Annotated in this window: 19 protein-coding genes; 2 read left to right on the top strand and 17 right to left on the bottom strand. The window is 58.9% G+C overall.

The genetic code is table 11. From position 1 onward, the window contains the following. Window positions 1–93: 93 nt before the first annotated feature. Window positions 94–2,238: a 3-hydroxyacyl-CoA dehydrogenase NAD-binding domain-containing protein gene (locus JFT87_RS13825; protein WP_201202032.1), complete on the bottom strand. Its 2,145-nt coding sequence runs from the start codon at window positions 2,236–2,238 to the stop codon at window positions 94–96. A gap of 25 nt (window positions 2,239–2,263) precedes the next feature. After that, the gene (locus JFT87_RS13820) at window positions 2,264–3,469 is read right to left on the bottom strand and encodes an acetyl-CoA C-acetyltransferase (protein WP_201202031.1); all 1,206 of its coding nucleotides are present in this window, start codon (window positions 3,467–3,469) and stop codon (window positions 2,264–2,266) included. Between the two features lie 698 nt (window positions 3,470–4,167). Here JFT87_RS13820 and JFT87_RS13815 point away from each other — a divergent pair. Beyond that, complete coding sequence (locus JFT87_RS13815; RefSeq protein ID WP_201202029.1) at window positions 4,168–4,974, top strand: c-type cytochrome; 807 nt, start codon at window positions 4,168–4,170, stop codon at window positions 4,972–4,974. A gap of 48 nt (window positions 4,975–5,022) precedes the next feature. Here the strand turns inward: JFT87_RS13815 and JFT87_RS13810 are convergent, their stop codons facing one another. From JFT87_RS13810 to JFT87_RS13760, 11 genes are all read right to left on the bottom strand, one after another. Next, window positions 5,023–5,958 carry an IS110 family transposase gene (locus JFT87_RS13810; protein ID WP_201202023.1) on the bottom strand — a complete coding sequence of 312 codons (936 nt, stop codon included), beginning with the start codon at window positions 5,956–5,958 and terminating at the stop codon, window positions 5,023–5,025. Window positions 5,959–6,252: 294 nt separating this feature from the next. Continuing rightward, entirely contained in the window at window positions 6,253–7,056 is an 804-nt protein-coding gene (locus tag JFT87_RS13805) for a transglutaminase family protein (RefSeq protein ID WP_201202021.1), read from the bottom strand. Continuing rightward, on the bottom strand, window positions 7,053–8,003 hold the full coding sequence (locus JFT87_RS13800; RefSeq protein ID WP_150711766.1) for an alpha-E domain-containing protein: 951 nt from the start codon (window positions 8,001–8,003) through the stop codon (window positions 7,053–7,055). The genes JFT87_RS13805 and JFT87_RS13800 overlap by 4 nt, the downstream gene beginning before the upstream one ends. Window positions 8,004–8,015: 12 nt before the next feature. After that, entirely contained in the window at window positions 8,016–9,425 is a 1,410-nt protein-coding gene (locus tag JFT87_RS13795) for a circularly permuted type 2 ATP-grasp protein (protein WP_201202019.1), read from the bottom strand. Window positions 9,426–9,965: 540 nt separating this feature from the next. After that, the gene (locus JFT87_RS13790; protein WP_201202018.1) at window positions 9,966–10,313 is read right to left on the bottom strand and encodes a ribonuclease E inhibitor RraB; all 348 of its coding nucleotides are present in this window, start codon (window positions 10,311–10,313) and stop codon (window positions 9,966–9,968) included. A gap of 213 nt (window positions 10,314–10,526) precedes the next feature. Then, window positions 10,527–10,760: a hypothetical protein gene (locus JFT87_RS13785; protein WP_201202016.1), complete on the bottom strand. Its 234-nt coding sequence runs from the start codon at window positions 10,758–10,760 to the stop codon at window positions 10,527–10,529. A gap of 307 nt (window positions 10,761–11,067) precedes the next feature. Continuing rightward, complete coding sequence (speE, locus tag JFT87_RS13780; RefSeq protein WP_201202014.1) at window positions 11,068–11,943, bottom strand: polyamine aminopropyltransferase; 876 nt, start codon at window positions 11,941–11,943, stop codon at window positions 11,068–11,070. Between the two features lie 273 nt (window positions 11,944–12,216). After that, window positions 12,217–12,408, bottom strand: coding sequence for a PLDc N-terminal domain-containing protein (locus JFT87_RS13775; RefSeq protein WP_201196203.1), 192 nt, complete (start codon window positions 12,406–12,408; stop codon window positions 12,217–12,219). A 71-nt stretch (window positions 12,409–12,479) separates the two neighbouring features. Further along, on the bottom strand, window positions 12,480–13,010 hold the full coding sequence (locus tag JFT87_RS13770) for a hypothetical protein (RefSeq protein ID WP_201202012.1): 531 nt from the start codon (window positions 13,008–13,010) through the stop codon (window positions 12,480–12,482). 180 nt (window positions 13,011–13,190) lie between these two features. Beyond that, window positions 13,191–13,709 (bottom strand): ankyrin repeat domain-containing protein, encoded by a 519-nt coding sequence (locus JFT87_RS13765; protein ID WP_201202010.1) that lies wholly within the window; start codon window positions 13,707–13,709, stop codon window positions 13,191–13,193. A 96-nt stretch (window positions 13,710–13,805) separates the two neighbouring features. Further along, complete coding sequence (locus tag JFT87_RS13760) at window positions 13,806–15,632, bottom strand: long-chain-acyl-CoA synthetase (RefSeq protein WP_201202008.1); 1,827 nt, start codon at window positions 15,630–15,632, stop codon at window positions 13,806–13,808. Window positions 15,633–15,975: 343 nt separating this feature from the next. On the opposite strand from JFT87_RS13760, the gene JFT87_RS28680 reads away from it, so the two are divergent. Next, window positions 15,976–16,254, top strand: a complete 279-nt coding sequence (locus JFT87_RS28680; protein ID WP_054048577.1) for a DUF3509 domain-containing protein — start codon at window positions 15,976–15,978, stop codon at window positions 16,252–16,254. 180 nt (window positions 16,255–16,434) lie between these two features. On the opposite strand, the gene mtnC is transcribed toward JFT87_RS28680, so the two are convergent. The 4 genes from mtnC to JFT87_RS13735 all read right to left on the bottom strand — a co-directional run bounded on the left by mtnC (window position 16,435) and on the right by JFT87_RS13735 (window position 19,529). Beyond that, window positions 16,435–17,118: an acireductone synthase gene (mtnC, locus tag JFT87_RS13750; protein ID WP_201202005.1), complete on the bottom strand. Its 684-nt coding sequence runs from the start codon at window positions 17,116–17,118 to the stop codon at window positions 16,435–16,437. Between the two features lie 4 nt (window positions 17,119–17,122). Next, the gene (locus tag JFT87_RS13745; protein WP_201202004.1) at window positions 17,123–17,668 is read right to left on the bottom strand and encodes a 1,2-dihydroxy-3-keto-5-methylthiopentene dioxygenase; all 546 of its coding nucleotides are present in this window, start codon (window positions 17,666–17,668) and stop codon (window positions 17,123–17,125) included. 92 nt (window positions 17,669–17,760) lie between these two features. After that, complete coding sequence (locus JFT87_RS13740) at window positions 17,761–18,387, bottom strand: methylthioribulose 1-phosphate dehydratase (RefSeq protein ID WP_054048583.1); 627 nt, start codon at window positions 18,385–18,387, stop codon at window positions 17,761–17,763. Further along, a complete protein-coding gene (locus JFT87_RS13735) occupies window positions 18,384–19,529 on the bottom strand; it encodes an MFS transporter (protein WP_201202002.1) in 1,146 nt (381 codons plus the stop codon). Before JFT87_RS13735 ends, JFT87_RS13740 begins: the two co-directional genes overlap by 4 nt. Between the last annotated feature and the right edge of the window lie 5 nt (window positions 19,530–19,534).

The following is a 19,534-nucleotide window of genomic DNA, read 5'->3' as shown; positions in this document are numbered from 1 at the left end:
AAAATACCTGACACGTGATGGGAATAATGCACACCCCAGAGCCTGCCTTGAAACACGGTGGCAAGGCAAGCCCCGGAATGCGTCACTGGTCCCTTAGAACGCCTCCCCTTTGGCCGCTTTGTCCAGCAGCAGCGCCGGTGGAGCGAAGCGCTCGCCATATTGCTCGGCCAGATACTGGGCGCGTGCGACAAAATCTTTCACGCCATATTGGTTGATGAATTGCAGCGCGCCGCCGGTCCAGGCCGCGAAGCCGATGCCGAAGATCGAGCCAACGTTGGCGTCCGCCGTCGAGGTCAGCACGCCCTCCTCCACGCAGCGCACGGTTTCGATGGCTTGCACGAACAGCAGGCGATCACGTACATCCTTCGGCGAAATCTGCCCGTCGGCCTTCTCGAAACGGTTTTTCAGCTGAGGCCAAAGATGTTTCTGCCCTCCGGCCGGGTAATCGTAGAAACCACCTCCAGCGGCCTTGCCCGGACGTTTGTATTCGTTGAGCAGCAAGTCAATCACGGCAAAGGCCGGGTGCTCAATCAGCGGTTTCCCTTCTGCTTGCAGGTCTTTGGCCGTTTGCTGGCGGATATGGCTCATGAGGCTGAGGGAAACTTCGTCGGAGATCGCCAGAGGTCCGACCGGCATCCCGGCCTTGCGCGCTTCGGTCTCGATCATCGGCGCGCTCACGCCTTCGCCGAGCATGGCGATGCCTTCATTGGTGAAGGTGCCAAACACCCGCGACGTGAAGAAGCCACGACTGTCGTTGACCACAATCGGGGTTTTCTTGATTTGCAGGACGAAATCGAAACCACGGGCCAGGGTTTCGTCGCTGGTGTTCGCGCCTTTGATGATTTCCACCAGGGGCATTTTTTCCACGGGGCTGAAGAAATGCAGACCGATGAACTTCGTCTGGTCCGGCACTGCAGTGGCCAGGCCGCTGATCGGCAGGGTCGAGGTGTTGGAGGCGATCACCGCGTCCGGGCCAACGACTTTTTGTGCTGCTGACGAGACCTTGGCTTTCAGTTCGCGATCTTCGAACACGGCCTCGATGATCAGGTCGCAACCGGCCAGATCGGCATCGCTTTCCGTGGGCTGAATCCGCGCCAGCACGGCGTCTCGCTGCTCAGCGCTCAGTTGGCCACGGGAAACTTTCTTGTCCAGCAACGCCGCCGAGTGCGCCTTGCCCTTCTCTGCTGCCGCAAGATTAATGTCCTTGAGCACCACGTCGATACCAGCCGAGGCGCTGACAAAGGCGATGCCTGCGCCCATCATCCCCGCGCCGAGCACACCCACGCGATGAGTCACGTAAGGCGCAACCCCCTGCGGCCGCGAACCACCGGCATTGATCTCATTGAGCTGAAACCAGAACGTACCAATCAGGTTCTTCGACACCTGGCCGGTGGTCAACTCCGTGAAGTAACGGGTTTCAATAAGGTGCGCCGTGTCGAAATCCACCTGGGCACCCTCCACCGCCGCGCAAAGGATTTTCTCCGGCGCCGGCATCGTGCCCTGGGTTTTAGTGCGCAGAATCGACGGCGCGATGGCCAGCATCTGCGCGACTTTCGGGTTCGACGGCGTGCCACCGGGGATCTGATAACCCTTCACGTCCCAACGCTGCACAACGCTCGGGTTGGCCAGAATCCACGCCCGCGCCTTGGCCAGCAGTTCATCGTGATCCGCCGCCAGCTCATCGATCAAACCCGCCAGCAACGCCTGTTGCGGCCGGACCTTCTTACCTTCAAGCAAGTACGGCAAGGCTTTTTCCAGGCCCAGCATGCGGACCATGCGCACCACCCCGCCGCCGCCCGGCAACAAACCGAGGGTGACTTCCGGCAAGCCGAGTTGCACCGACGGGTTGTCCAGCGCCACGCGGTGATGGCAAGCCAGGCAGATTTCCCAACCGCCGCCCAGCGCCGCACCGTTGATCGCGGCGACCACCGGTTTGCCAAGGGTTTCCAGGGTGCGCAGTTGCCCTTTCAGCGTGAGCACCATGTCGTAGAAGGCTTTGGCTTCGGGTTTGCCGACCTTGATCAGTTCATTGAGATCGCCACCGGCAAAGAAAGTCTTCTTGGCCGAGGTGATGATGACGCCGGCGATGCTGTCCTTTTCGGCAACCAATTGGGCGACGCGGGCGGCCATGGCTTCGCGGTACACCGCGTTCATGGTGTTGGCGCTCTGGCCCGGCATGTCGATGGTCAGGACGACGATCTGGTCCTGACCTTTTTCGTAACGAATGGCTTCGGTCATGTCACTTTTTCCTTGAAGTCAGGGCTCAGAGGCGTTCGATGATGGTGGCAATGCCCATGCCGCCGCCGACACACAGCGTCGCGAGGCCATAGCGCAGGCGCCGGGTTTCCAGTTCATCGAGCAGGGTGCCGAGGATCGCGCACCCGGTGGCGCCCAACGGGTGCCCCATGGCGATCGAGCCGCCGTTGACGTTGACCTTGTCCGGGTCAATCGCCATGTCCTTGATGAACTTCAGCACCACCGAGGCAAAGGCTTCGTTGACCTCAAACAGATCGATGTCTTCGACCCGCAACCCGGCCTTGGCCAAGGCTTTGCGAGTGGCCGGCGCCGGGCCGGTGAGCATGATGGTCGGGTCGGTACTGGTGACCGCCGTGGCGACGATCCGCGCCCGTGGCTGCAAGCCCAGCGCCCGCCCCTTGGCTTCGGAACCGATCAACATCAGCGCCGCACCGTCGACGATCCCGGAGCTGTTGCCCGGCGTGTGAACGTGGTTGATTCGCTCCACGTGGCTGTAGACCCGCAGCGCAGTGGCGTCGAAGCCCATTTGCCCCATCATCTCGAAGCTCGGCTTGAGCTTGCCCAAACCTTCCATTGTCGATTCGGCGCGGATGAATTCATCGTGATCGAGCAAGATGATGCCGTTCTGGTCCTGCACCGGCACCAGCGACTTGTTGAACGAACCGTCCGCCCTGGCCCGCGCGGCTTTTTGCTGGGAATGCAGCGCGTAGGCATCGACGTCCTGACGGCTGAAGCCTTCTATCGTGGCGATCAGGTCGGCGCCCACGCCTTGGGGGGTGAAGTGGCTGTGCAGGTTGGTTTCCGGGTCCAGCGCCCAGGCGCCGCCGTCGCTGCCCATCGGCACCCGAGACATCGACTCGACGCCGCCGACCACCACCAGGTCCTCGAAGCCGGAACGGACTTTCATCGCGCCGAGGTTCACCGCCTCCAATCCCGAAGCGCAGAAGCGGTTGATTTGCACACCGGCCACGCTGACGTCCCAATCGGCGACCTGGGTCGCCGTTTTGGCGATGTCGGAGCCTTGATCGCCGATGGGCGTAACGCAGCCGAGTACCACGTCATCGACCTGACTGGTATCGAGCGACGTGCGTTGCTGCAACGCTGTCAGCAACCCGGCCACCAGGTTCACCGGTTTGACGCTGTGCAACGCGCCATCGGCCTTGCCTTTGCCACGGGGCGTGCGTAACGCGTCGAAAATCAAAGCTTCGGTCATGTGGTCCTCGAACCTGATGGTGTGAGTAACATCAAAAGATCGCAGCCTTCGGCAGCTCCTACAGGGGATTGCGGCATTTTTGTAGGAGCTGCCGAAGGCTGCGATCTCTTGATCTTGAATGAACTATCACCTTAAGCCGAGCAGCCACGGATTCAATGACCGCAGTGCTCACCGACGTTGACGGTCACGCTCAGACGGACGGTAGCCAGCTATCGGATTAACCGATTCAGGTGACGAAGCTGTCTAGCAAACGGGCGCCCAAGAAGCTGGCAATAAGCCTCATGCCTTTTTAAGCGCTTTTAACGCTTACACCATACGAAATGGATCTAAACCAAGTGTGACGCGGGCTCTAAGGTGAAGATGTACGAAGTTGTCGTCGGGTTTTGCCGAGGCGCTCGTTCCACAGGAAGTGCATCGCTTTGCCGTCATGGAGATATGCAGGCAGGCATCAGGAAATAACAAAAAAGGCGGTCAGCCATGTTTAAACATTCGAAAGTACGTCAAGCCGGACTCATCCTATTCGCCACTACGCTGTTGTTGATTTTGCCGAACCTGACCAAGGTGATCGGCTAGTCGGTTGGTAAAAAACGGCGCCAAGGTTTGCTATCGCCTCATTAAAAATGTGACTGGCTCGCTACCCGGGCCAGCGTGGGTGTGCCAACCTTTACGGCACTTTCCACGACAGGGATGGCGATCACTTGAAAGCACTTATTTTGTTCGGGGCCTTGCTGTTCGGCACGCCCCTCTACGCCGCACAGCTGAACCTTGAGCTGGGCGCGAGCAGTCGCATCTGGCAGACCGAGGAGTTGCTCAAGCATCCTCAGGTTCAGACCATCACCATCAGCAATGACGTTTCCTATAAACGGGACATGAGCTATCGCGCGGTGCCGTTGGCGGCGTTGTTGACGGGTATCAAGCCTGACGACCATCTGCAAGCGGTGGCATTGGACGGTTTTGCGGCCGAACTGTCAGCGGCCCCGCTGCTGAATAAAGAAGGGGCGCAAGTCTGGTTGGCGATTGAAGACCCGGCCAAGCCGTGGCCGCCGCTGTCCGAGGGCAAGCACAGCGCCGGACCGTTTTATCTGGTGTGGACTCATCCGCAGGCGGGCAACATCAGCCCCGAGCAATGGCCGTTTGAAGTCGCCAGTATCAAGCGCATGGCGCCGGTGGCCGAGCGTTTCCCTGCCCTACTGCCGGATCCGGCGTTGAAGACGGATGATCCGGTGAATCAGGGGTTCGCGTTATTTCAGAAGAATTGCCTGGCGTGTCATCGGCTCAATGGCGCGGGGGATGCGCAGTTCGGACCGGACCTGAATATCCCGTACAACCCGACCGAGTACTTCGGCGCGGATTTCCTCAAGCGCTACATTCGTGATCCGCAGAGTTTGCGTCAGTGGCCGCAGGCGAAGATGCCGGGGTTTTCAGAGCAGGTATTGCCGGCGGGGGATTTGCAGATGTTGATTGGCTACTTGCAGCACATGGCTGGGCGCAAGGTTAAACCTTGATACATTTACCCTGTGGGAGATTCTATGTTGGCCAGCAACCCTAAAATCTCAGGCTAATCGGTATTCGCCCTGATTTTTCATCAGGGCGAATGCCACTCGACAGAGCTTGCGAGCAAGGGCCACTAACGCCTGTGTTTTCGAGAAGCCTCTGGCCAGGTAAGACTCGTAAAATGGTTTCCACTTCGTTGAGCGACTCGCCGCCATCGCGGCGTTGTACGTCAACCGACGGATCTCCGGGTCTCCTTTTTTGGTCAGGAATCTCGGGCCATTCTTTTTACCCGAATCGTCCACTGTCAGATCCATACCCAAAAACGCGATGAAGGCATCGCTATTGGCAAAGTCACCGCGCATATAGGTCGTTGCCAACCCAGTCGCCGTCAGTTCTCCCACGCCTTCGATCGCTTTGCAGCGGTCAATATTGTCTTCAATACCCGCCTCTTTGCTGACCTTGCGCAGCAGTTTCTGAATGACCTGATCGGATCGTTCGAATGCTTTTTGCTGAGCGGCACGCTCTTTTTTCAGCAAGGGTTCATCGGCCCAGCTCAACATAAGCCCCGTATGGTTCTGAATTAACGTCGCGCGTCTGTGCAGCAAGCTTTTCAGTACGGTATAGGCCTTGGGTGGCGGGTTCCAAAGCCGCAATTTACATTGCTCATTCGTCAAATAACGCGCGAGCACGCGGGCATCGCAGGGATCATTTTTGGCCCGTTGACCGACCCCGCGACGATAATGGCTAACTCGATAGGCATCTACGACATAGACCTGATGCCCCATCGCATGAGCCAGATCAACAGTCTCCAAGTGGTAGATGTTGGTGGCTTCAACAGCGATAGCGCTTTGCGCAGGCAAAGTTTTGAGCCAACGTTTGAGGGCGGCTCGATCATTTTTGACCGACTCAATTGTTTCCAGGTCAGCACGATAGACAACGACTTCGGCCTTGGCGATATCGATACCAACAACCGTCTGCGAAGTAAGGATTGTCATGACGAATCCTCGGAGCTAGGGTTTAAGAGCTTGTTGGGGTCTACCGTTGCGCTGGCTTGTCTCTATCGTCGGTTTACCGATGAATTCCTTATCGGCGCTTTGGGTAGAAAGGGCGGGACGAGAAGTCTCCCACGGTCTGTACTGGTCAGAGTCAGAATCGAGTCTGTAGTCCAGCCCACCCCTTCAAGTCTAAACATACAAGCGAGCCTGCTCGCGAACGCGGTGTGTCAGTCGTTACATTGCTGGCTGATCAACCGCTTTCGCGAGCAGACTCGCCCCCACATGGGCCAGTGTTTATTGTTGTTGGACCGAGATGATCGGAGTCGGCGAGACGAACACTTTTGCGTGCATCTGTTCACAGCCACCGCCCCGGCGCATGCCGCGTACCGGGCAGGCATCCAGGTAATCCAGACCCACCGCCAGTTTCAGGTGCCGCTCCGGCCGTGCCAGTTCATTGGTCACGTCAAAACTGTACCAAGCATCATCAAGCCAAGCCTCGGCCCACGCGTGACTGGCCAGGTGCTCACTGTTCTCGCTGTACAAATACCCCGACACATAACGCGCAGGAATGCCCAGGCTGCGAGCGCAGGCGAGAAACGCGTGGGTGTGGTCCTGGCAGACACCGGAACGCCCGGCGAAGGCCTGGGCGGCGCTGGTGTCGACTTCGGTGGAACCCGGCGTGTAGGTCATGTGCTGGTTCAGGCCATGCATCAAGTCGATCAGCGCCGTGCGATCCCGGCGCTTTTTGCATTCCTTTTCAGCAAACGCACGCAGGGCCTGGTCGGCTTCGGTCAGCCGGGTGAAACGCAGGAACGGCAGCGCCGACTGGCTCTCATGCTCGGCTTCGCGCAGTTCGTCGATATCGACCTGGCCACGGGCGCCAATGATGATCGCCTCATGGGGCTCGTCCATGGTCAGCACGTGCAGGATGTTGCCGAACGGATCGAGTTGCGCGCGTACTGGGCGCGGCAGGTCGAGCTGCCAGCTGAGCACGTGCTGGCGCTCGCTGTCGTGGGGTGTCAGTCGCAGGTACTGGATGCTCGCCCGCACCTGATCTTCGTAGTGATAGGTGGTCTCGTGGCTAATGGAAAGTCTCATGCAGCCTCCAGGTAAGAACTGTGAATGGCGTTGCCCAACTGGCGCACCAGCGGGATGAACTCGGTCAGCCAGGCGTGCAGGCCTTCGTCGAGAATTTCGGTGATGCCGGTGTAGCGCAGGCGCGCGTCCATTTCCGCCGCCAGGCGTTGCGCAGGACGGCCGTTGGCCCCCGGCAACTGGGCGAGGATCTGGTCGATTTCTTCGGTGCAGGCGCGCAAGGAACGTGGAACATCGGCGCGCAACAGCAGCAATTCAGCGACATGCCGGGCACCGGGTGCGTCGCGGTAGATCTCGGTGTAAGCCTCGAACGACGACAACGCCCGCAACAACGCACTCCATTGGTAATACGCGTGAGCCGTGCCGTCGCTGACCGCTTCGGCCTGATCGCCGGCCATTTCGTAACGGGCGTCAAGCAGGCGCAACGTGTTGTCGGCCCTTTCGATAAACGTGCCCAGACGAATGAAGCGAAACGCATCGTTACGCATGATCGTGCCGTAGGACGCTCCACGAAACAGGTGTGAACGCTCCTTGATCCACTCGCAGAAACGGCTCATGCCGTAGCGACTCAAGCCCTGTTCGGCGATCCCGCGAATTTCCAGCCAGGTAGCGTTGATGTTTTCCCACATGTCGGCGGTAATTCGCCCACGCACCGCATGAGCACTGGCCCGCGCCGAACCAAGGCAGCTGTAGATGCTCGCCGGGTTGGCCGCGTCCAGGGCGAAAAAATGCAGCAGCCGTTCGGCATGCAACTCGCCGTGGCGCTCCAGGTAATCGTCCAGTGTTCCGGTGATCAGCAACGGCATGGCGAGTTCGTGCAAACCGTCACCGCGGCCGTCCTGCGGCATCAGCGACAGCGAATAGCTGATGTCGAGCATCCGTGCGAGGTTTTCCGCCCGCTCCAGATAACGCGACATCCAATACAAATCCGAGGCAGTTCTACTTAACATGGCAGGCTTCCTTCAATCCTCGACCACCCAGGTGTCCTTGGTTCCGCCACCCTGGGAGGAATTCACCACCAGGGAGCCTTCGCGCAGGGCAACACGGGTCAAACCGCCGGGCACAACCCGGGTTTCGCGGCCAGACAATACAAACGGACGCAGGTCGATGTGGCGTGGAGCTATGCCGTTTTCGACAAAGGTCGGACAGGTCGACAGCGACAACGTCGGCTGAGCGATATACGCGTGGGGTTTGGCTTTGATCCGCGCGCGGAACAATTCGATTTCCGCCGCCGTTGCCGCCGGCCCTACCAGCATTCCGTAACCGCCGGAGCCTTGGGTTTCCTTGACCACCAGATCTGGAAGATTGGCCAGTACGTGGGAAAGTTCTGAAGGGTTGCGACACTGGAACGTCGGAACGTTCTTCAGGATCGGCTCTTCATCCAGGTAGAAACGGATCATGTCCGTGACAAATGGATACACCGACTTGTCATCCGCCACCCCGGTGCCGATGGCATTCGCCAGCACCACGTTGCCCGAGCGATAGGACGACAGCAGCCCCGGCACGCCAAGCATCGAGTCCGGGTTGAACGCCAGCGGATCGAGGAACGCATCGTCGAGGCGCCGGTAGATCACGTCGACGGCTTTCGGCCCGTCGGTGGTGCGCATGAAGACTTTGTCGTCGCGCACGAACAGATCCGCGCCTTCCACCAGTTCAACGCCCATTTCCCGAGCGAGAAACGCATGCTCGAAAAACGCGCTGTTGAACCGACCCGGCGTCAGCACCACCACGCTCGGGTTATCGATCGGGCTGGAGCTTTTCAGGGTGTCGAGCAACAGGTTCGGATAGTGGTCGATGGGGGCAATGCGTTGCGCCGCAAACAACTCGGGGAACAGTCGCATCATCATCTTGCGGTCTTCGAGCATGTAGCTCACGCCGCTCGGTGTACGAAGATTGTCTTCGAGCACGTAGTACGTGCCGTCGCCATCGCGCACCAAGTCGACGCCGGAGATGTGGGAATAGATATCCCGGTGCAGATCCAGCCCTTGCATCGCCAACTGGTATTGCTCGTTGGCCAGCACTTGCTCGGCCGGAATGATGCCGGCCTTGATGATGCGCTGCTCGTGGTAGAGGTCGGCGAGGAACATGTTCAACGCCTTCACCCGCTGGATGCAGCCACGTTCGACGATCCGCCATTCGCTGGCGGGGATGCTGCGGGGAATGGTGTCGAAGGGAATCAGGCGCTCTGTCCCCTGCTCATCACCGTAGAGCGTGAACGTAATCCCGGCACGATGAAACAACAGATCGGCCTCGCGTCGCCGTTGTGCCAAAAGCTCGTCAGGCGTTTCGGCCAGCCAACGGGCAAACTCCCGGTAATGTGGGCGGACCAGGCCGCCGGCATCGTACATCTCATCAAAATAGGTGCGGATCATGCCGTACTCCTTGTCACCCGGACATCTAGGCTTCGCAAGGCCCGTGCCATCGGCATAAACGCTTTGATATCAATCAGTTGGATAATCGCCCCAATCCCACCGCACCAATCCTGTGCGGCAAACGCCCCAACCTGATCGCCCCCGCTTCATTGCGAAGCAATGTTGTCGCCTATCAACAGCATAGTCAGAGTTGATTTCACTGCTCGGGCGTCGATGCGGATAATCCGCGCATTCGTTGCAAAACTTCCCTGCGCACAGCGCCGCGAAGTCGCCAGCTCAACTGACCTGGACTGCCCCCGCAGCCCGCCCCGCCGTAACCCTGACCGGTTTCCTCTCCTTATCGGTCTTCCCTTTAGCCACCCTCTCCGGTGGCTTTTTTTTGCCCGTTTGAAATATTTTGAAAGTAAAAGCAAAAGATCGCAGCCTCCGGCAACTCCTACATAATCTGTGTAGGAGCTGCCGAAGGCTGCGATCTTCTGATCTTTAAAAATGGCAACGGCCAACCCAGAGGTTAGCCGTTGGTAATCAAATAACCTGAAATCAGTTCAAACGGTGGCGATTACGCACCTCCTGTTTGACGCCCCATCCTTCGATAATCCCGCCCAAAGGCTCGACCACCGCCTCGAAGTCCTGCTCAAAGTCGCCAATACCGTCGTAGGTGGCGTACATCACTTTGCTCAGTTCCAGATGCCACGCGCCGTCGTCGCGCACGCTGATCTGGGCATTCAATGATTCACCACAGAAATAACCTGCCGCCCTGCGCGCCCGCTCCTCGTCCGGAAAAATGGCGTAGAACTCGATGGGATGGAATCGTGAAAAGTCGAAACCGCCTTCTTTCATGCGGCGCAGCACGCTGCTGCTGATGTCTTCTTGATAGGCTGTGCTCATGAAACGTCCTCCTGAACTGATGGATAGACTTTCCGTACTCCCGGCGCCCGCAACCGAATGATGAAGGCGATACGACAAGCAAGTTGCCATTGGGATACAAGCATGTAGCTGACAAGACCAGACCTTAGCGATCCGTTCGCTGATCTCGCTTGCAGAGTAGCCCTAAGTCAGAGCCGCTGCCAAGGTCTGGTTGTGAATGTGACAGGAGAGGGATCAGACGGGAGTAATGCCGAGGATTTGAATGCTGTTCTGGAGCTTGAGCTCTTTGACGCTCGCATCAGCAGTGCGCCCTTCCAGATCATTCAGATCCAGTTCAGCAGCGACAGGCAGGAGCCGGGCCTTGATGAGTTTGGCGGCATGCTCGTTATCCGGGCACTCGTCGCACTCAAAGACTTCATCGACAGTTACGCCGTGATCATCCACGAAAGTGATTTTCCACTTTTGCATCAGTGCCTCCTCGATCAAACCCGCAAATGGGCTTACATCTAAATCGACTGGTACGCCGAAAGTTGGTTCAAAAGGATTACAGCGCACGAACATGAAAAAAACGACATCTTGGGTACAGGCAGCAAAGTGGGGAGCGTGCTTTTGTGGCGAGGGGATTTATCCCCGTTCGGCTGCGCAGCAGTCGTGAAAATCAGCAACCGCGGTGTATCAGGAAGACCGTGGATGCTGATTTTGGGGACGCTGCGCATCCTAACGGGGATAAATCCCTCGCCACAATAGCTCCCTCAATGGGGAGCTCGCGGTGGGATCAGTCGTTGCTTGGCTTATTGATCGCTTGCAGCACGTACTGCGGCATGGCGAACGCGCCGATGTGGATTTCCGGGTTGTAGTAGCGGGTGATGATGCCGCTGCCGGCGAAGCGCTGTTGCAGGATTTCGCGGGACAATTTGCGATAGGCGGTATTGGTCGCGCCCCAAGCGAACGTCATCGCGCCGCCGATGTAGGTCGGAATGGCCGCTTGGTAGAAGTGCCAGTCCGGGAACAGGCTGCGCAGGCGCCCGGCGGTGGTCTGTACTTCACCGAGTTGCATGAACGGCGTGCCGTTCTGGGTGACCAGGATGCCGCCGTCGTTCAGGCAGCGGTGGCAAGCCTGGTAGAAGTTTTCCGAGAACAGCACTTCGCCCGGACCGATCGGGTCGGTGGAGTCGGAAATGATCACGTCGAACTTTTCGGTGGTGGTGGCGACGAAACGCATGCCGTCGTCGATGACCAGGTTCAGGCGTGGATCGTCGTACGCACCTTTGGAGTGGTTCGGCAGGAACTCTTTGCACATGTCGACCACGGTGCCGTCGATCTCGACCATGGTGATGTGCTCGACGCTGCGGTGTTTGGACACTTCACGCAGCATGCCGCCGTCGCCACCGCCGATGATCAACACGCGCTTGGCAATGCCATGGGCGAGGATCGGCACGTGGGTGAGCATTTCGTGGTAGATGAATTCGTCGGCTTCGGTGGTTTGGATCACACCGTCCAGCGCCATCACCCGGCCCATGCGCGGGTTTTCGAAGATCACCAGGTGTTGGTGTTCGGTGCGCACTTCGTGCAGCAGTTTTTCCATGCGAAAACGCTGGCCGTAGCCTTCGTAGAGGGTTTCCAGGTATTCGCTGGTTTTGGTGGTGGTCATGGGAAGTGCTCCGATGAATGCGGTGGCAACGGACGGTTACCCGCCCATGATGGCCAATCGAGAGGCTCGATTGCCCGGGAAAGGCGCGCATTCTACGTTGCGGAACATGACAGGTCGAACGTCACTTGATGACTTGCCGCAATCCCATGTGGGAGCGGGCTTGCTCGCGAAGGCGGAGTGTCAGTCAACATTGATGTTGGATGATAAGCCGCTTTCGCGAGCAAGCCCGCTCCCACAGGTTCGGTGTTCCTACAGGTAAATAGGATTCACCTGTCAGATCCGCACGTTGCCTCGTGGCCCGGCGATAGCCCAGATGATCAGGCCCAGCACCGGCAGCAGCAGGATCAGCAGCACCCAGATGATTTTCATCCCTGTTTCGGCGCCACTTTTCAGCACGTTGATGATTGCCCAGATGTCCAGGGCGAAAATAATCAGAGCTACCAAACTATTAAACGTGGAACCCATGGTGTCGCTCCCAAGATAGTGGCATGCAGTCTTAGGATAGCCGCCCCTTGCGAGGGTTCCGTTTTATTGCATCAAACGTGGATCGCCACTTTCAGCGCTTCCAGGGACGGCGCGGCGGCGATGCCGACTTGGGCGCACAGTTCGAGTACCCGCGGCACGTCGTTGCCATAGACCAGCACCACTTGCAGTTCATCGTCGAGCAACTGGCTGAAGTTCATCAGCGTATAGCCGCCGTTTTCCTTGTTCATGCTGCTCATCTGCACCTGAATGCGGTTGAGCGCGGTCAGCGCTTCAGTCTTGGCCAGTTGCTTGGGCTTGATGTTGAAGTCAACGCCGGGGCCGAACGAGTCGGCGATCTGGGCGAACAGGTCCATGTAGGTGTCGGCCTGGAACAGCACAGTTTCCGGCAGACTGCCGACCACCACCCATTCGCCCAGCGGCATCGGGAAGGTGTCGTCGAAGTTGATGTCCGGATTGGCTGTCAGAAAAGCTTCAGGATCGGCGTACGCCTGGGCCGCTTCATCAGCGATTTTCAGGATTTCGTCATCGCCCATGCACCCGGAGCTGATTTTGCTGATGAGTTCGACGAGTGCGGTTTTCATGGGATGGATCCTGTAGCGAGGGAAATTTGAGGGCGCGAAGGATAGCGCATTCTTCAGCACACCCGACACCTGTGGCGAGGGAGCTTGCTCCCGCTGGGCTGCGAAGCAGGCCCCGAAATCAGCGAGCGCTGCGCACTCGAACGGGAGCAAGCTCCCTCGCCACAGGGATCGCGCCAGTTTTCAGCCGAGCAGTTTTTCGAGTTGCGCCAGGGTATCCGCCGCGCCCATGGTCTTGGCCGCATCCAGCGCAGACACGCCGTTGGCGTCCTTGGCTTTGGGGTCGGCGCCTTTGCTGATCAGGTAGTCGACGATTTCAACGCGGTTGAACATCGCCGCCATCATCAGCGCCGTGCGGCCGTCGAACGACGAACCTTCCACCTGCGCCCCGCCTTCGACCAACGCCGTGACCACTGCCAGGTCGCCCTTGAAGGCGGCGCCGGCAATCGGGCTCTGGCCGTTGTCGTTGCGAATTTCCGGGTCGGCCTTGTGTTCCAGCAGCACTTTCACCGTTTCCACGTGACCGTGGTACGCGGCGAGCATCAGCAAGGTGTCGCCCTTGTGGTTGCGCAGGTTCGGCGGCAGGCCTTTGGTCAGCAGCGCCGCCATCATGGCCGCATCGCCCTCGCGCGCTTTGTTGAACACCTGTTCGGCAAATTCAGCAGCTTCTTCGGGTGTCATCTGGCGGCTTTGGTCAGACATTAGGGACTCCATCATCGGTTATTCGCAAAGCCGACAGTTTCCCGAGCGCTCCGGCGCCTGTCACTCCTTTTTTCTCATGAACGGCCATAGCCAGATTCAATAGCGGTACTTGCCCGCGTGAATATCCGCCAGCACCTGCTCGGTGACTTGCACGTACGTCTGGGTGCCCGGCAGCCAGGCGTAGATCGGGTCATCGCCGGTTTTACCGGGGTCGAAGGCTTCGTCCTTGAGTCGGGTCTTCTGGTATTTGAAGGTCCCGGTGGTCTCCATCTTCACCTTCACCCGCAGAAATAGAGGCACCGCATACGCGGGCATCTGCTGACGCGCGAAGGCCAGCAACTCAGCGAAGTCCAGGGTTGCCAGGGACTCGGCCGGGGTAATCGCCGCCATCCCGGCTCGGCCGTTGGTATTGCGGACCTCCACGCCATAGGCCACCGCCTCGGCAATGTTCGGGTGTTGCAGCAGCATGTTCTCCACTTCCGTGGTCGAGACGTTCTCGCCCTTCCAGCGGTAGGTGTCACCCAAGCGATCGACAAACTGGGCGTGACCGAAACCGATGTTGCGCAGCAAGTCACCGGTATTGAAGTAGCGATCCCCCTTTTCGAACACGTCGTGGAGCACCACTTTCTCGGTTTTCTGCGGATCGGTGTAGCCGTCCAGTGGCGCCTTGTCGTCGATTTTCGCCAGCAACAAGCCTTGCCCGCCCTTGGCGACTTTGCTCATCAAACCCTTGGCATTGCGAATCGGCGCGCCGCTGTCGTGGTCATACGCCACCAGCTCCCAGGACATCAGGGAAAAACCGATGGTGTTGTCGAAGTTGAGGATGTTGGTGAAGCCAATATTGCCGTCACTGGCGGCGTACAGTTCGCAGATATGCTCCACCGCGAATCGCGTCTTGAACTCACGCCATGCGCCGGGACGCAGGCCGTTGCCGATCATCTTGGTCACGCCGTGCTGGTTGTCGTCGGCGCACTGCGGTTGATCCACCAGGTAGCGGCACAACTCGCCAACGTAACCGAGGGTAGTCGCCCGGTACTTACGCACGTCGCCCCAGAACTGGCTGGCGCTGAACTTGCGGCGAATGGCGAACCCGGAGGCGCCGCTGATGGCCGAGCCCCAGCACACGCAAAGCCCGGTGGCGTGGTAAAGCGGCAAGGTGCAATAGACGACGTCGTCGGGGCGCATATTCAGGGCGATCAGCCCGAAACTGGCGGAACTGCGCATCCAGCGACCATGCTTGAAGACGCCCGCCTTGGGCAGCCCGGTGGTGCCGGAGGTGTAGATATAGAAGCAGGCATCGTCGAAAAACACCTGCTGGCTGCTGGCAGGGTTACCGTCCGGGGCGTCGACGCTGGCCGTCATCAGATTGATGAAGCCATCGGGCGAAATGCCCGATTGGCGGTAGGTATCGCAGTCGGCCACAAACCAGGTGCGTGTCTGCGCGATGGAAACCCGCTCGCGAACCGCTGAAAACGCCGGTACCAGCTCCTCGCCGGCAATAATCGCCACCGGCGCTACCAGGTTCAGGCTATGGACCAGGGTATCGCGGGTCTGCGAGGTGTTGAGCAATGCGCTGATCGCCCCGACCTTGGCCACGGCCAGGATCGTGACCAGCAACTCCGGGCGGTTCTCGATAAAGATCGCCACCACATCGCCCTTGCCGATCCCTTGAGCGATCAGGTGGTGGGCAATCCGATTGGCCCACTGATTGACCTGCGTATAAGTCAGCGCCACTTCGTCTTGCAGCAACGCGAGGCCGTCGGGATTGCGCAACGTTGCTTGCTCGAAGCTCCAGCCGAGGCCACACGGTTGGGTCGGGTCCTTGACGTTGGCGACCTTCATACCCTTCACCACGCGGGGAATGGCTTTGGCGATGGTCGGCAATTTGCGGAGCATCATGCCCCAGGTAATCGTGTCGCTCATGGTAGCTCCCGTTCGATCTTCTTATTGTCGGGCGGCGTTGATTGAGCCCGAAAATACGTCAGCGGTTCTGGAGCTGTACACGCGGTTTTTGCAATGTTTTGTATCCGCAGTCGATACCTGCGAAAACATGATCCCTGGCCGCGCCATTCGTTCAATCGAATCCCGTGCGACCACGCAAAATGCAGGATGCACGATGGCCATTCATGCAGATTGCACGAAATCAAAAAACAGCGTTATTTTCAAGCTGTTGATTTATAACGATTATTTAAAAAATAGATACTGGCACAATCACTGCAACTACCTCTCCATGCTTGCCAATCAAGCGCTAACGGAGCCGATAGACATGAGCCTGATCCAAGAAAAATTTACCTCGCTATTCTCCAACTTCGACGTGACCACCCAGGCACGACCTGACGGCGGCATCCTGCTGACACTGCGCAGCACCGAAGGCAAAGTCTTTAAACGCTCGATTTCTTACCAGCAACTGCATGCTGGCGATCAACTTTCGTGGGTGATCAGCGCCATTCGCCGTGACCTCGCCGAACAGGCCAGCGAACTGCCACAGATCTCCATGCTGCAGAGCCAGCAACGGTTTGCGCTGCCGACCTATCACTCGGCGTAAATAGCGCGCTGTAAACAAACAGGCCGTGAGAGCTTTCGCTTCACGGCCTGTTTTTTTATGCGCGAACTCCCTGTAGGAGCTGCGGCACGCTGCGATCTTTTGATTTAGATTTCAACGATCAAGATCAAAAGATCGCAGCCTCGTTCCACTCGACAGCTCCTACAGGATTTTGACCAGCCCTTAGAAGGCTTCGGGTTCGATGGCGGTGAACGTTTCGACGGTGACGTGGCTTCCCAGCTCCCCGCCTTCGCGCGCCAGGCCGCAGGTTTGCAGGCCGGCAGATTGCGCAGCGTCCAACTCTTCAACGATGTCCGAGAGGAATAGGATCTCCTGCGGTTCAACGCCAATGGCTTTCTGGATATTGGTGTAGGACTGCACTTCGCGCTTCGGCCCCGACGTCGTGTCGAAATATCCGCTGAACAACGGCGACAAATCCCCCGCCTCCGAGCAGCCGAAGATCAGTTTCTGCGCCTGGATCGAGCCCGAGGAATAAACAAACAGTTGATAACCGTTCTGATGCCAGCGCTTAAGCGCTTCAACGGCGTCCGGGTAAACATGGCCCTTCAACTGCCCGGCCTGATAACCCTGCTCCCAGACCATCCCTTGCAACGCCTTGAGCGGCGTGGCCTTGCGGTCTTCGGCGATCCAACCCAGCAGGATCTCTATGACGCGCTCGACATCCGCCTCAGGTTCATTGCTGTCCCGACGCACGGCGTTCAGTTGCTCAGCGACATCCGCCCGGGCGGCGTGCTGACGAACAAAATCCGGCAGGTGCTTGGCGGCGTAAGGAAACAACACGTCGAACACAAAACTCACCGCGCTGGTGGTGCCTTCGATGTCGGTGAGAATTGCTTTGATCGGCATCGGCTCAGTCCTCAAGACGCGGGAAGCGATTGGCGATGTCTTCGCCGGTGAAGTTGGCGACCCAGCCTTCCGGGTTGTTGAACAGGCGAATCGCAACAAAATGCGGATGCTCGCCCATGTCGAACCAGTGCGGCGTACCGGCCGGCACCGAAATCAGGTCGTTTTTCTCGCAGAGCACGGCGTAGACGTAATCGTCGATGTGCAAGGTAAACAGCCCACGGCCGGCGACGAAAAATCGCACTTCGTCTTCGCCATGGCGGTGTTCCTCAAGGAACTTGGCGCGCAATTCGGCTTTTTGCGGGTGATCGCTGTTGAGGCTGATCACGTCGACAGTGATGTAACCGCGTTCGGTCATCAGTTTGTCGATTTGCTCTTGGTAAGCAGCAATCACTTCTTCCTGGCTGGCGCCGGGCTGGATTTTCGCCGTGGCTTGCCAGCGGTCGAAGCGCACGCCCTGCTCGGCCAGGGTCGAGGCGATGTCTTCGAAGTGGGTCAGGACCTTGTTCGGTATTTCCGGGCTGGAGATGTGATAAACGGACAGGCTGCTCATGGGGCAATTCCTCGGTATCTGCCTCACCGTCCGGTTCTTTCAGACCGGTCGGGCGAGGCGTTTCATCAGGCAATGGGCTACTTCTGGTGAAGTCAGCCTTGGCGGTTCATGACGCTGCGGGTCTTCAACTCGCACTCGAACAAAAATTCAAAGGCCTCGATCTGCCGCAACGCGTCACTCATGCGCGCGCCCCAGGTGTAGAGGCCGTGGCCGCGAATCAGGTAGCCGACGCAATCGGGGTGGGCGTCCAGCCAAGGCTGAACCTTGGCGGCCAGGCGCGCAATGTCCTGATCGTTGTCGAAAATCGGCACTCGCACTCGGGACTCGTGGGTCGAGACGCCGCTAAAGGCTTTTTGCAGTTCGTAGTCTTCGAATTCGATGAAGTCCTGCGGCGTCAGGCGCGACAGCACTGTGGCGTTCACCGAATGGGTGTGCAGAACCGCGCCGATCTCGGGGCGCCAGCTGTAGAGTTGGGTGTGCAGCAGGGTTTCGGCGGACGGCTTTTTGCCCGGCTCCAGGCTGTTGCCGGACAAGTCGGTGGCCAGCACATCATCGAGACCCAATTGGCCTTTGTGCTTGCCGGAGACCGTCAGCAGCGCTTCGGTCGGCGACAGGCGCGTCGAATAATTGCTGCTGGTGGCCGGCGACCAGCCGCGACCATACAGAAAACGCCCGGCGTCGATGATTTCCTGGGCGAGGTGTTCACGGGTAAGGCTCATGGCCGGTCCTCTTGCATACGTGTAGCAATGATAACGGCAGCCGCGAAGGCTGCGAGGCTGGCGATACTAAAGGTCAATGTGGGGCCGAGGGCATTCCAGCTGTAGCCGGAATACAACGCGCCGAGTGCGCCGCCGGTGCCGGCCAGTGCGGCGTACAGCGCCTGGCCCTGGCCTTGCTGACGCGCACCGAAACTACGTTGCACGAACTGGATGGCAGACGCGTGAAAGCTGCCGAAGGTGGCCGCGTGCAACACTTGCGCGAACAGCAGCACCCACAGGAATTCAGCAAACGAACCTAGCAGCAACCAACGCAAGGCCGCCAGTAGAAAACTCGCCATCAGCACCCGACGCACCGAGAAGCGCGCGAGGATTTTGCTCATGGCCAGGAACATCAAGACTTCGGCGACCACGCCCACCGCCCAGAGCATGCCGATCACACCCCGGCTGTAACCGAGGCGTTCGAGGTGCAGGGTCAAAAAGGTGTAATACGGGCCGTGACTCATCTGCATCAGCGCAACGCAACCGTAAAACGCCAACACCCCGGGGCTGCGCAATTGCTTGAGGAAGCCCTCCCCCGTCGCCCGTTCGCTCTGGACCGGTTGCGCATTCGGCACCCACAAGCTGCTGACGATGATCCCGGCCATGATCAGCACCAGCGCGACCGGATAGACGTCCAGGCTCAGCCATTCAAACACCCGCCCGAGCGCGACCACGGTGATGATGAAACCGATGGAACCCCACAAGCGGATCTGACTGTAACGCGACGTCTGTCCCTTCAAGTGCGCCAGGGTAATGACTTCGAACTGCGGCAGCACCGCGTGCCAGAAGAACGCGTGCAACGCCATGACCATCGCCAGCCAGGCGTAGGTCTTGCTGACGAAGATCAGCGAGAACGACAGTAATGTGCAGACCGCTCCGAAGCGCACGATGGCCAGGCGTCGGCCGGTGTAGTCACCAAGCCAGCCCCAGATGTTCGGCGCCACGCAGCGCATCAGCATCGGGATCGCCACCAGCTCGCCGATGCGCGCGCTGGAAAAGCCCAGGTGATCGAAGTACAGCGCCAGAAACGGCGCTGTCGATCCGAGCAAGGCGAAATAGAACAGATAGAAACTGGAAAGCCGCCAGTACGGGAGCGCCGCCAACCTCG

It is taken from the genome of Pseudomonas sp. TH15 (assembly GCF_016651105.1).
Taxonomy (GTDB): domain Bacteria; phylum Pseudomonadota; class Gammaproteobacteria; order Pseudomonadales; family Pseudomonadaceae; genus Aquipseudomonas.
The sequence above is the reverse complement of the archived record's forward strand: the minus strand, read 5'-3'. Positions and strand labels throughout refer to the sequence as shown.